This window comes from Marinobacterium iners (genome assembly GCF_017310015.1).
Lineage (GTDB): Bacteria > Pseudomonadota > Gammaproteobacteria > Pseudomonadales > Balneatricaceae > Marinobacterium > Marinobacterium iners.
Map to the genome: position 1 here is coordinate 1 of NZ_CP022297.1, position 13,678 is coordinate 13,678.

7 protein-coding genes are annotated in these 13,678 nt (G+C 54.0%); 5 read left to right on the top strand and 2 right to left on the bottom strand.

Translation table 11 applies throughout. From position 1 onward, the window contains the following. Positions 1–391 precede the first annotated feature (391 nt). The 5 genes from dnaA to ltrA all read left to right on the top strand — a co-directional run bounded on the left by dnaA (position 392) and on the right by ltrA (position 8,768). Positions 392–1,996, top strand: coding sequence for a chromosomal replication initiator protein DnaA (gene dnaA, locus CFI10_RS00005; protein ID WP_206837663.1), 1,605 nt, complete (start codon positions 392–394; stop codon positions 1,994–1,996). Between the two features lie 29 nt (positions 1,997–2,025). After that, positions 2,026–3,129 carry a DNA polymerase III subunit beta gene (gene dnaN, locus CFI10_RS00010; protein WP_091827520.1) on the top strand — a complete coding sequence of 368 codons (1,104 nt, stop codon included), beginning with the start codon at positions 2,026–2,028 and terminating at the stop codon, positions 3,127–3,129. 41 nt (positions 3,130–3,170) lie between these two features. Continuing rightward, a complete protein-coding gene (recF, locus tag CFI10_RS00015) occupies positions 3,171–4,280 on the top strand; it encodes a DNA replication/repair protein RecF (RefSeq protein ID WP_206837665.1) in 1,110 nt (369 codons plus the stop codon). Further along, positions 4,277–6,697, top strand: a complete 2,421-nt coding sequence (gene gyrB, locus CFI10_RS00020; RefSeq protein WP_206837667.1) for a DNA topoisomerase (ATP-hydrolyzing) subunit B — start codon at positions 4,277–4,279, stop codon at positions 6,695–6,697. Before recF ends, gyrB begins: the two co-directional genes overlap by 4 nt. 790 nt (positions 6,698–7,487) lie before the next feature. Further along, positions 7,488–8,768 (top strand): group II intron reverse transcriptase/maturase, encoded by a 1,281-nt coding sequence (gene ltrA / locus CFI10_RS00025; protein ID WP_206837668.1) that lies wholly within the window; start codon positions 7,488–7,490, stop codon positions 8,766–8,768. 1,796 nt (positions 8,769–10,564) lie between these two features. Here the strand turns inward: ltrA and glyS are convergent. Both glyS and glyQ read right to left on the bottom strand, forming a co-directional pair. After that, complete coding sequence (gene glyS, locus CFI10_RS00030) at positions 10,565–12,613, bottom strand: glycine--tRNA ligase subunit beta (protein WP_206837671.1); 2,049 nt, start codon at positions 12,611–12,613, stop codon at positions 10,565–10,567. After that, positions 12,613–13,578, bottom strand: coding sequence for a glycine--tRNA ligase subunit alpha (gene glyQ, locus CFI10_RS00035; protein ID WP_091827515.1), 966 nt, complete (start codon positions 13,576–13,578; stop codon positions 12,613–12,615). Before glyQ ends, glyS begins: the two co-directional genes overlap by 1 nt. Positions 13,579–13,678: the final 100 nt, after the last annotated feature.

Below are 13,678 nucleotides of genomic sequence, written 5' to 3' on the forward strand. Positions count from 1 at the left end.
TGCGGATAGTCTACCAAGGCCCCATTTTGTGGGGTAGAAAATCAACAGCCTGCTAAACGGCTGTCTGGAACAGACGTGGGCCATGGCAACTGTATCCTGTTGGTGATGAAATTGTGTAATTCTGTATATAAGTGCTTTATTTTCTATAAAAACAATAGGATGTTTTGTTCATAACCACATGGCAAAGCTGTTTTTAACCCTTTTTTTGTTCACGCCGCGTCCAGTTTTAGTGCTGGCGTGGGGGTAAATACCGATTTGGCGCATGGTCGGCATTTTTTACACAAAATCGAGTATAACTGTGGATAACCACTGCCTTAGGCGCTAGAATGTTTCTCTTCGAATTTTTGTGATCCCCCGGGACTCTAAGGCCTGAGCGGTTGGGAGTAAACGGATGTCGGTAGAGCTTTGGGAACAGTGCCTGAGAAGTCTCCAGCAGGAGTTCCCTGCCCAACAATTCAACACCTGGATCAGGCCCTTGCGGGCTCAGGATGATGCTTCGCAGGAGCTTTTGCTGCTGGCGCCGAACCGTTTCGTGCGTGACTGGGTTGCGGACAAGTTTCTGGCCCGCATTCAGCAGGCGGTTTCGGAAGTCACCGGTGACATGAGCACCGAGGTGCGTCTGGACGTCTCCGGGCAGAGTGCAGCGATGGCGGCTACACCCCGGCATCGTACCGCCCCGACCCGAAACCGTCGTCAGTCTGCGCAAGCTGCTCAGACTATTCAGCGTGCGCCCTCTCCTCCCGCTGCTCCAGTTGCGTCACAGCACCAGCCCGTTGCGGTTGCTGCGCCTGCCGCAGCGCCCGTGCAGACGACATCTCCGGCTGTTATGGCCGACGATCAGGCAGGCGCTGACGAATGGAGCGATGAGCCCACTCCCCAGATGGGCTTTTTCGATCAGCAGGAACCGGTCGATTCGGGCCTTGTCATGAACTCAATGGGTGGGCGTCGCGTTGAAGTTGAAGGCAGCGTGCGCCATCAGTCCAACCTTAATCCGATGTTCACCTTCGAGTCGTTTGTGCAGGGTAAGTCCAACCAGTTGGCCCTGGCGGCTGCACAACAGGTTGCAGACAATCCGGGTGGTTCCTACAACCCGCTGTTTATATATGGTGGCGTTGGTTTGGGTAAAACCCACTTGATGCATGCGGTCGGGACCGAAATGCTCAAGCGCAACCCGAATGCGCGTATTGTCTATCTTCACTCCGAGCGCTTTGTTGCTGACATGGTCAAGGCACTGCAGCTGAACGCAATCAATGACTTCAAGCGGTACTACCGGTCCGTTGATGCCCTGCTGATCGATGATATTCAGTTCTTTGCCGGCAAAGAGCGTTCCCAGGAAGAGTTCTTCCATACCTTCAATGCCCTGCTTGAGGGTGGTCAGCAGATGATTCTGACCAGTGACCGCTATCCGAAGGAAATTCACGGCGTTGAAGAACGGCTCAAGTCACGCTTCGGCTGGGGACTGACCGTTGCAATCGAACCACCGGAACTTGAGACCCGTGTGGCCATCCTGATGAAGAAGGCGCAGGAAGCGCGGGTCAATTTGCCTGACGATGCTGCTTTCTTTCTGGCGCAGAAAATTCGCTCCAATGTGCGTGAGCTCGAAGGTGCTTTGAAACGAGTGATAGCAAATGCTCACTTCACGGGCAGCACCATCAATACTCCCTTTATCAAGGAATCACTCAAAGACCTGCTGGCGTTACAGGACAAACAGGTTAGTATTGATAATATTCAGCGGGTTGTGGCCGACTACTACAAGATCAAGGTGGCTGATTTGCTCTCCAAGCGTCGCAGCCGCTCGGTGGCGCGGCCACGCCAGATGGCGATGAGTTTGGCGAAAGAACTGACCAACCATAGTTTGCCCGAAATCGGTAACGCCTTCGGTGGTCGCGACCACACGACGGTGTTGCATGCATGTCGTAAAATCAAAGAGTTGCGTGAAACCGATACCGATATTGCCGAAGACTACAAAAATCTGCTGCGTCATCTGACGGCGTAGTACAGGATCCTGACAGGGTAGCCAGAATCATGAGACTTGTTATATCCAGAGAAGCGCTCATTAAACCACTGCAGCTGGTGGCGGGAGTTGTGGAACGCCGTCAGACGCTGCCGGTATTGTCCAATATTCTGTTGGTGGCCGAAGGCGATCAGCTTTCACTGACCGGCACCGACCTAGAGGTCGAGCTGGTGGGCCGTGTGCAGCTGGATGAGCCTGCAGAAGCCGGTTCCGTTACCGTGCCGGCACGCAAGCTGATGGATATCTGTAAATCGCTGTCTGATGACGCACGTATCGAGTTCGAGCTCAGCGGCCAGAAGATGATGATCAAGTCTGGGCGGAGCCGATTCAGCTTGTCGACGCTGCCGGCGCAGGAATTCCCCAACGTTGAAGACAGCCCCGAGACGTTTGAGCTTAAGCTGCCACAGTCCTCGTTGCGCCGCCTGATCGATCAGACCGGTTTTTCCATGGCGCAGCAGGATGTGCGTTACTACCTCAATGGCATGCTGCTTGAGGTCAAGGAGGGCGAGCTGCGCAGTGTCGCCACTGATGGCCACCGGCTGGCCACCTCGGTATGTCCGGTTGAGACCGACAGCAGCTCTCAGCAGCAGATCATTGTGCCGCGCAAGGGTATTTTGGAACTGGCACGCCTGCTTCAAGGCGGAGATGAGAGTGTTCGCCTGGTGATCGGGGCCAACCATATCCGCGCCAATGTCGGTGATTTTACCTTTACCTCCAAACTGGTTGACGGCAAGTTTCCGGATTATCAGCGTGTCATTCCTCGTAATGGCGACAAGGAACTGCTGGGAGACCGCCAGGAGTTGCGTCAGGTTTTTAGTCGCATCGCCATTCTGTCGAATGAAAAGTATCGTGGCGTTCGCCTGACTTTGACTGATGGTTACCTGCAGGTCATGGCCAATAACCCTGAACAGGAAGAAGCGGAAGAAACCGTTGCCGTCGACTATCAGGGTGGTCAGCTTGAGATCGGCTTCAACGTCAACTACTTGCTTGATGTACTGTCGATCCTTAACTCCGATGTTGTGCGTTTCACTCTGCTGGACTCCAACAGCAGCGCGCTGATTCGCGGCTACGACGAACCCAATGCGCTCTACGTCGTCATGCCGATGCGCATGTAACCGTTTTCGGGGGCCTTTCGGCCCCCTGTCTGTATCTCCCGATGCCCCTCAAACAGCTCCGTATCCAGCACATCCGTAACCTGACCAATGTTACTGCAGATCGGCTCAGCCGAATCAATATTCTGTATGGTGATAATGGCAGTGGCAAAACCAGTGTGCTTGAAGCGATTCACTTTCTTGGCCTGACCCGTTCCTTTCGCGGCAACCAATTTCGTCATCTGGTGCAGGAGGGAGAGACGCGTGCGCTTGTGTTTGCCCAAACCGATTCGTTGGGTACCGGACAGGTGAAGCCCCTGGGTGTCGAGCGCAGCCTGGATGCCGACGTGCGTGTGCGTTATGCCGGTGAAAGCCTTGATGCCGCGGCTCTTGCCGAGCTTCTGCCGATACAAGTGATCAACAGTGATACCTTCGATTTGCTTGATGGCAGTCCGGGTATTCGGCGACAGTTTCTTGATTGGGGTACCTTTCATTTCGATCCTGCCTTTATCCGCTTGTGGCGTGGTTTCAGGCGTATCCTCAAGCAGCGAAATTCACTGCTGAAGTGTGGTAAAATCGATCCTCGCGTGAGGCAAACCTGGGATGCTGAATTCGTTCACTATGCAGAGCAGATGACGGTTCTTCGGCAGCTCTATATTGAGCAGCTCAGGCCCGGGTTTGAGCAGGCCCTGAGCGCACTGTTACAGGGTGTCGAGGTACGCCTGCTGTTTAGTCCCGGCTGGGATCGCAAGCGGGGCCTCGAAGCCCTTCTGACTGAAAATCTTGAGCGCGATCTGCGTCAGGGCTTTACCTCGTTGGGGCCGCAGCGTGCTGACCTGCGCTTCAAGACAGGCAGTCTGAATGCAGCTGATCGGCTGTCACGCGGACAGAAAAAACTGGTGGTCAGTGCGTTTAGGCTGGCCCAAGGTGCGTTGTTTCATCGCCTCAACAACCGTGCCTGTATTTACTTGATCGATGACCTGCCGGCCGAGCTCGATGAGCGTCACTGCCGGCAGTTCTGCGAATTTTTAGAGGCGAGTGCCAATCAGTGCTTTATCACCTGTGTGGATCCGGACCTGTTGAGTCGGGTCTGGCAGCCTGAGACTGATGTTGCACTGTTCAGGGTGGAATCCGGTACGTTAACGCACAGGGGTGCGCCAGGAGATCAAACATGAGTGGTGAAAACCAGAATTATGACTCGTCCAGTATCAAGGTCCTGAAGGGGCTTGATGCGGTCAGAAAGCGACCGGGCATGTACATAGGCGATACCGATGATGGCAGCGGCCTTCATCACATGGTATTCGAGCTGGTCGACAATGGCATTGACGAGGCGCTTGCCGGTCACTGCTCCGAGATTGCCGTAATCATCCACCCGGATGAGAGCGTTACCGTGTCTGACAACGGCCGTGGCATCCCTACTGATATTCACAAGGAAGAAGGTGTATCGGCGGCTGAGGTGATCATGACGGTGCTGCACGCCGGTGGCAAGTTCGACGACAACACCTACAAGGTATCAGGTGGTCTTCACGGTGTGGGCGTATCTGTTGTGAATGCGCTTTCTTCGGAGCTTAAGCTGACCATTCGGCGTGCGGGGCAGGTACACGAGCAGATCTATCATCACGGTGTACCCGAAGTGCCCTTGCATGTGGTGGGTGAAACAGACCTGACCGGCACGATTGTACGCTTCAAGCCGTCTGAAGAGACGTTCACCAACATCAGCTTCCAGTATGACATCCTGGCCAAGCGCCTGCGTGAATTGTCCTTCCTTAACTCAGGCGTTCGTATTCGCCTGAAGGATGAGCGCAGCGGCCGTGAAGAAGTGTTTGAATATGAAGGTGGCCTTGCGGCATTTGTTGAGTTTCTCAACCAGAACAAATCACCGATCAATAAAATCTTTCATTTCAACACCATGCATGAAAATGGCGTAGGTGTTGAAGTGGCGATGCAATGGAACGACGGCTTCCAGGAAGGCCTGCACTGCTTTGCCAATAACATCCCGCAGCGTGATGGCGGTACCCACCTGTCGGGCTTCCGTGCGGCACTGACCCGCTGCCTCAACAGCTACATTGAGTCTGAGCAGCTGAACAAGAATGGCAAGGTCAGCACCAGTGGTGATGACAGCCGTGAAGGTCTGGTGGCGATTATTTCGGTCAAGGTTCCCGATCCCAAGTTCTCGTCACAGACCAAGGACAAACTGGTTTCTTCCGAAGTGAAAACGGCGGTTGAACAGTTGATGGCTTCTGAACTGAATGCCTATCTGCTGGAAAACCCGCAGGATGCCAAGGCTGTTGTTCAGAAGATGATCGATGCTGCGCGTGCGCGTGAAGCGGCCCGCAAGGCGCGTGAAATGACTCGCCGTAAAGGTGCGCTGGATGTGGCGGGCTTGCCAGGCAAGCTGGCTGACTGTCAGGAAAAGGACCCGGCCCTTTCTGAACTGTACCTGGTGGAGGGTGATTCCGCAGGAGGCTCTGCCAAGCAGGGGCGTGATCGCCGCACGCAGGCAATCCTGCCGCTCAAGGGCAAGATCCTTAACGTCGAGAAGGCGCGTTTTGACAAGATGCTCACCTCTGCCGAGGTTGGCACGCTGATTACGGCACTGGGCTGTGGTATCGGACGTGAAGAGTTCAATGCCGACAAGCTGCGTTATCACAGCATCATTATCATGACGGATGCGGACGTGGATGGCTCGCATATCCGTACCCTGCTGCTCACCTTCTTCTTCCGCCAGATGCCCGAATTGATTGAGCGCGGTCATATTTATATTGCCCAGCCGCCGCTCTACAAAATCAAGAAAGGCAAGCAAGAGCAATACCTCAAGGATGACGAAGCGCTTGATAACTACCTGCTCCAGGGTGCTCTTGACGGTACCAGCCTGTTCCCGGGTGAAGGTTCTCCCGCCATTTCCGGTCAGGCTTTGGAGTCGATGATTACCCGTTATCGTCAGGTCGAGCGCATGTGCGAGCGGTTGAGTCGCGTCTATCCGTATGAAGTATTGAAGCGACTGCTGTACTTGCCGACTCTGACACTTGAGCAGTTGTCGTCATCCGAGCAGGTACAACAATGGTCGGAGCAGCTCTGTGAAGCCCTGTCTACTTACGTAGATGGTGGTGAACGCTATGAGTGCACTCTGAAGCTGGATCGTGAGCACAGCCTCTACCTTCCGGTCATCAAGATCATTCAGCACGGGGTTGATTCCGACTATACGCTTGATTCGGAGTTTTTCCGTTCTCGTGACTACCAGTCCATCGTATCACTCGGTCATGAACTGCAGTCGCTGTTCGAGGATGGCGCCTACCTTCAGCGTGGCGAACGTCGCTTCCCGCTCAATGAACTGGGGGCCGGTATCCAGTGGCTGCTGGAGCAGTCGCGCAGAGGCAACTCTGTTCAGCGGTATAAAGGTCTTGGCGAGATGAACCCGGATCAGCTCTGGGAAACCACGATGGACCCGAATGCACGCCGCATGCTGCAGGTGACCATTGATGACGCCATTGCTGCCGATCAGTTGTTTACTACTCTGATGGGTGATGAAGTAGAACCGCGCCGCAACTTCATCGAATCCAATGCGTTGAATGTATCCAATCTGGACGTTTGATTCTTCGATTTCGTTTTTATTATGAAACGCTTCAAAAGCAGCCATTGGCTGCTTTTTTTGTTTGCCCGGCGAAGCCGGCAAACCCGGCCACCTGAAAGAAGGTGGCGTCACCCTGACTGAGGGGAAGACAATCCGACTGGCAAGGGCGTTGCTGGCCAACGGCAGGGTCTGAAGGAAGCCATAGGACGTTAACGGTACACAACGCAAGTGAACCTGCTTCGGCAGTGCAGGTGGGTAAGCGTGCAAAATAGCGCGAAGCCCGATACTCGGTCAGACCTGTGCTGTGCTTGAGGGTGGAATCGTTAACAGGGAGCCGGTGCAGTAACCGGGGAAGCCTGACACCCTATCCGGTCCGACCGGACGTTGAGGCTCAAGGTAAAAGCCAAGGCCACAGCGGGTGTGAGGTGGCAGATGAAGCCGTAGTAGTGATGAAGTTCCGGCCTGAGAAGCCTGGCAACAGTGTGGAGGATAAAACCGGAACGACCACTGGCGGAGGTCCAGTGGGCCGGGCAAGGCCAAAAGCCTTAGCTCGGATGCGAAGGGCGGAAGTCATTAATGAGTATGACGGACAACGCAAGGACGGTGGACGCTGTGTTCACAAGCTGCCTGACGGGGTGGGGACGTGAGTCGAGGCGCTGCAGGAATGTGGCTGCTTTGGCTTTCACCGAACACGGGAGTAGAACGAGACTGTGGCGGCAGATTGCCTATGTGCTAGTACCCGGACAGATCGCTCGAAACAGACCAGCAGCCAAACCAACCATCGGAGTCGTCATCACAGAGCTGAGCAGGTATGAGGAAATACTACAGTCTTTACGGACAGCTGCTGTCGATGCGGCGTCTGTATCAAGCCTTCAAACACGTCAAACGCAACCGAGGTGCGGCCGGAGTCGATGGGCAGAGCCTGGCTGCGTTCGAAGCGAAACTGGAGGTGGAGCTGTCATGCCTGTTATCTGAACTGAAGGAAAAGCGCTATCGAGCGCAGCCTGTCAGACGCGTTACCATCGCCAAGGACGATGGTGGAGAGCGTCAGCTGGGTATTCCAACGGTTCGAGACCGAGTCGTGCAACAAGCGGTGCGCAGCCTGATTGAACCGATCTTTGATCCGGACTTTCATCCGTCAAGCTACGGGTATCGTCCGGGACGCAGTGGCCATCACGCGATAGGCAAGGCGACGCTGTTTATTCGTCGCTATCGACGTGAGTGGGTCGTGGATATGGACCTGTCGAAATGCTTCGACACGCTAAATCACGATCTGATCATCCGCCAGTTCCGCCGACGGATTACGGACGGCAGTGTATTGTCACTATTGCGTCAGTTCCTTGAGAGCGGGGTAATGGTGGGCCACCAGTTTGAAAAGACGGATCTGGGCAGCCCACAAGGCGGCGTAATCAGTCCCCTGATTGCGAACGTCTATCTGGAGGCGTTCGACCAGTTCATGAAGGCGCGGGGCCATCGGATCGTCCGCTATGCGGACGACATCCTGATCCTGTGCTGCTCAAAGGCTGGAGCGGAGAACGCGCTGAAAGTGGCTCAAGGGTATCTGGAAGAGGCATTGAAGCTGACAGTGAATGCCACCAAGACCCATATTGCACACAGCGATGATGGGATCAAGTTCCTGGGTGTCGTAATCCATACAGATTACACCCGCATTCAGGACAAGAAGGTGCTGAAACTGAAAGAGAAGTTGAAAGCGCTGACAAAGCGAAACCGTGGCACAGGACTTGCGGACACAATCCGTGAGTTGAATCCCGTGCTGCGGGGCTTCGCCAACTACTTCCGGGTCGCCCACTGTGCGCGCATACTGAAACAGGTAATGGGCTGGCTGAGGCGACGTTTACGCTGCCTTCAGCTCAAACAGTGGAAGAAACCGAGCCGGCTGCATCGTCGACTGAAACAGTTGGGCTATCGTCCGCCGTTCAAGTCGATCAAGATGAATAGCTGGCACAATGCGGCGTCTCCACTGGCCCACCAGTCGATCCCCAACGCTTATCTGCATCAAGAACTAGGGTTAATGGACTTGACCCAAGTGAGAACCGGCATCTCTGTCCCCATGCTCGGGGTCAATTACTGACATGAGCCGTATACGAGGCCCGTACGTACGGTTCTGTGAGAGGGATGAGGCGGCGACGCCTCACCCTACTCGATGTGACATAAAAACCAAAAAACGCTGAGCTTCCGTTAATCAGTGTGCCCCGATTCAGTTGCTGTTACTCTAGCTTTGCGATCCTTATCGGATAGATTAAGTTTGAAATCTACGGTGAACGTCTAGATATTCAGCCTAGCTGCTACGCCAACATCATAATGTTCATCATCAATGCCCTTCGTATTCGAGCTGGGATAAAACATCATGTGATCTCACGAAATGTGGGGCATTGTTTATGTTTCACGTGAAACATTGGTTTCGCATCTTAACCGTGGTTTGTTACGGAGATTGGCTCTTGCTATGTGATCTGGTCACTATCTATAGGACTAAAATTGCAGAGTGGTGATGGAGTTCCAAAGCCTCAACTGTTTCATAGCGCGCTAATCTAACTCTGAAATGCGACACCCTTCTATGCAGCCTGAGGGTATTCTTTGAACACTATTTTGGGGTAATGGTATTGTGTTCGACGAACTCGCCGCTGTTGTCCGCGTGATTGTATGCGCATGATCGGCTAGAGTATGTGCATATCGATGATCGTACCGCGAACATTTGTAGCCCCTGTTCGTCAATCCTGCGGCCCACAGGCAAAGGCGGCTGTTGCACTTACGTCAGAGTTCCCAACGCACCGCTACCACGCCTTCCCATAACGGTATCGACCTACCGGTTGCTAAAGTGCTCCAACGTGTTCACGATTGCCGGAAGATCACTGATCAAAATTATTCTTCGTCCAGACTCACTCAAATCTAAGGCAGCTTTCGGTCTGTTTCCATGCTTTAAAAGCACTAGACTCAGACGCTTCCAAGACGGAATGCCGCTTCCTGCTGCAACTCATCCTTGCTCAGAGGTTCATTATGATCAAATACGAGACGCAGTCGGGTCGGATATCACATCGCTACCCACTGCAGCGAAGTGGTCCCCCATGCTGAGGAGGTAGGTAATGCCACTTCTGTACCGCGCGCTTTAACCGTCAGTACGAGCGATTGTTCGGGCTGTGCCAGAGTTACGGGTCATCTTCCATGCACCGAAAGTTCAGGTTTGACGCATCAATGCAGGCAGCGCATGGTCGACTTTACCTGGACCGGTTAGACGATGATGGTTGGCGGACTTATCGGTATTGCCAGCTGACACGCTGCAAGTGATACGTAGGGATCACGTGGGCACCCCATTCAGCTCTCAGCATCAGAAGCATGTTGTCAATGTCGAACCTGTGCAGAGATTAGTCACTGACCGGCAGGACAGCCTGTGAAAGCTTTAATAACACCGATGAAAATCATTGATACTACTACCAAAAGTATTTACTGGCTACTGGATCATTGTTGTGCAGATCTGGGAGCTTCTGTAGTTGTTTCTGCAGCAATAATGGCACATCAAAAGGATCTTAACTTAATTCCGTCAAGTAAAATAAATGCATAGCTTTAGGATACAACCTACAACTGGCTGGCGACTGTCTATGTTCTGGTACCAGGTATTTGAAATAATGTTGCAGCTCAGCAAGCGCAAACGTTAAGTGGAGTGCGGGTAATATCCGGTCGTCTGTGTGACAGCGCAAAGAAAGATTTGGCAGGTTTTATAGAGAAGCGAACCATTTGTACATGTTTTGCCAGGCAGCTGCATAAACTCTAATCGGGGCAGTTTAGTTTCGGCGCTTACATGTTCCACGTGAAACATTAAGTGCGAAGCAAAAAAAACCCCGCGATGCGGGGTTTCTTGATTATGCCTAAAGTTTATCCAAGCAGTGATATGTCAGCCACGCCAAGGAATAGTCGGCGCAGACGAGCCAGCAAGGCAAGGCGATTAAGTTTGAGCGCTTCATCATCCGCCATCACCATTACCTGATCAAAGAAGTTATCGACACTCTGGCGCAGCTGAGCCAGGCGCTCAAGTGCGTTTCGGTATTCACCACGTTCAAACAGTGGTGTGATTTCGCGCTCAATCGCATCAAGCTGCTCACAAAGCTCACGTTCAGCTTGTTCATGCAGCAGTGAAGGGTTTGTGTCAGTAGAGATGTCACCGCCCTGCTTTGTCAGGATATTGCTGACTCGCTTGTTGGCAGAGGCCAGTGTTGCCGCTTCCGGCAGGTTGCGGAAGTGGTTAACGGCATCAATGCGGCGATCAAAGTCCAGTGGGCTGGTGGGACGAAGTGCATGTACTGAAAGGAACGTTTCAGCACTGATGCCGCGGTCATCGTACCAGGCACGGAAGCGATCGAGCATGAAATCAAGCACCCGATCCGCTAGGCCTTCAGCAGCGGGCAGATCTTGGTGCTGAGCAACAGCGATGCTGAGCAGTTCGTGCAGATCTATATCGAGTTTATGCTCAACAATGATACGCAGAACACCGAGGGCGGCACGCCGCAGGGCGAAAGGATCCTTTGAGCCGGTAGGCGGCTGGTTAATGCCAAACAAACCGGTCAGCGTGTCCAGGCGGTCAGCGATGGCGAGTGCAATGCCTGTGCGAGTCGAAGGCAGGCTGTCACCGGCGAAACGGGGCATGTACTGCTCGTCCAGTGCCTGAGCGACCTCTTCGGCTTCGCCATCATGCAGTGCATAGTGATAGCCCATCAGGCCCTGCAGTTCAGTGAATTCAAACACCATGTCTGTCATCAGGTCGCACTTGCTCAAAGAGGCAGCGCGCTGAGCATACTGGCTGTCGCCACCAATCAGATTGGCAATGGCGGCTGCGAGTCCTTCGATGCGTTGAGTTTTCTCATAAATGGTGCCGAGTTGCTGCTGGAAAACAACACTCTTGAGCTTCTCGATGCGGGCCTCAAGCGGCTGCTTCTTGTCGGTATCAAAGAAGAAAGCGGCATCTGCAAGGCGCGGGCGAATAACTTTCTCGTTACCCTCTATAACCTGCTGCGGGTCTTTGGATTCGATGTTGGCCAGTGTGATGAAGTAAGGCATCAGTTTGCCTTCGGCATCCAGCGCGTGGAAGTACTTCTGATTTTCCTTCATGGAGGAGATCAGGGCTTCGGCTGGAACGTCAAGGAAGCGCTCTTCAAAACGACCGGTCAAGGCGACGGGCCACTCGTTCAGCGCTGTCACTTCATCCAGAAGATCCTCATCAATCTGGGCTGTACCGCCGATGCGCTCGCCTTCGCGAATAACCTGTTCGCGGATTATTTCACGGCGGGCAGCGAAGTCAGCAATGACCTTACCGGTATCCAGCAGCGTCTGCTGGTAGTCGGCCGGCACCATGATCTCGATCTCATGGTTATAGTGGAAGCGGTGGCCTCGGGTCTTGCGTCCGGCCTTGAGGCCAAGCACCTCTGCGTCAACGACTTCATCACCCAACAGCATGACCAGCCATTTTACCGGGCGAACAAATTCGGTGCGCGATGAGCCCCAGCGCATGCGTTTGGGGATGGGCAGCTTGTGCAGGGATTCACTGATGATCTCAGGTAGCAGAGCAGCGGTGCTCTGACCCTTCTCGACGCCGCGATAGACGTAATAGCTGCCTTTGGGTGTCTCCATCACTTCGAGTTGGTCGATGCTGACGCCGCAGGAGCCTGCAAAACCTTGTACGGCCTTCTCGGGTGCCTGAGTGGCCGGGCCGCGCTTTTCAATGCTGCGGTCGGGCTGCTGTGGCTGGATGTTGCTGATCAGAACGGCCAGGCGGCGTGGTGACGCAAAAGGTGTTGCGGTCGTATAGGCGATGCCGGCTGCATCAAGGCCTGAAGTGATGCCGTTGAGGAACGCATCTGAAAGAGTTTTCAGCGCCTTGGGTGGCAGCTCTTCGGTGCCTAGTTCAACCAGGAAATCATGCTGAGTCATTATTTATCCTCCTCGCAGGCAGACAGGACTTCTGCCCGGATCGCTTCAGGGGCCAGCGGGAAACCAAGTGCGCGGCGCTTCTCGAAATAGGCACTGGCGACATCACGGGCCAGCGTACGGACACGCAGAATATAACGCTGGCGCTCGGTAACGGAGATGGCGTGACGAGCATCGAGCAGGTTGAATGTATGTGAGGCCTTCAGCACCATCTCATAGGCTGGCAGCGGCAGGTCGGCAGCCAGCAATTTCTGGCATTCGGATTCGTAGTGGTCAAAGTTGCGGAACAGCGCCGGTACATCAGCATGTTCAAAGTTGTAAGCTGACATCTCCACTTCGTTCTGGTGGAATACATCACCATAGCTGACGGTGCTGCCATCCGGGTAGCGTGCCCAGACCAGGTCATAGATGCTGTCTACGTCCTGCAGGTACATGGCAATGCGCTCAAGCCCGTAGGTGATTTCACCGGTGACCGGATAGCATTCAAGGCCGCCGGCCTGCTGGAAGTACGTGAACTGTGTTACTTCCATACCATTGAGCCATACTTCCCAGCCCAGGCCCCACGCACCAAGTGTTGGTGATTCCCAGTTGTCTTCGACAAAGCGCACATCATGGATCGACAGATCGATCCCCAGCCGCTCAAGTGAACCGAGATACAGTTCCTGAATGTTGTCGGGAGAGGGTTTGAGCACAGTCTGGAACTGGTAGTAGTGTTGCAGGCGGTTGGGGTTTTCACCATAACGGCCATCAGTTGGACGGCGGCTTGGCTGTACATAGGCAGAGCGCCAGGTCTCGGGGCCGATGGCGCGCAGGAACGTACAGGGGTGGAAAGTACCGGCGCCCACCTCCAGGTCCAGTGGCTGCACGATGACACAGCCCTGTTCGGCCCAGTATTGTTGCAGGGCCAGGATCAGTCCCTGGAATGTGCTAACGTCTGGAGTCACCTTGTCAGTCACGGAAATCACCATTGTTGTTGGATGTGGTCGAAATAAGAGCCGAATTATACATGATCTGCAGGTTTTATGACCTGTTGCACGGCTACTGAATAAGTGACTCAGTCACATCATC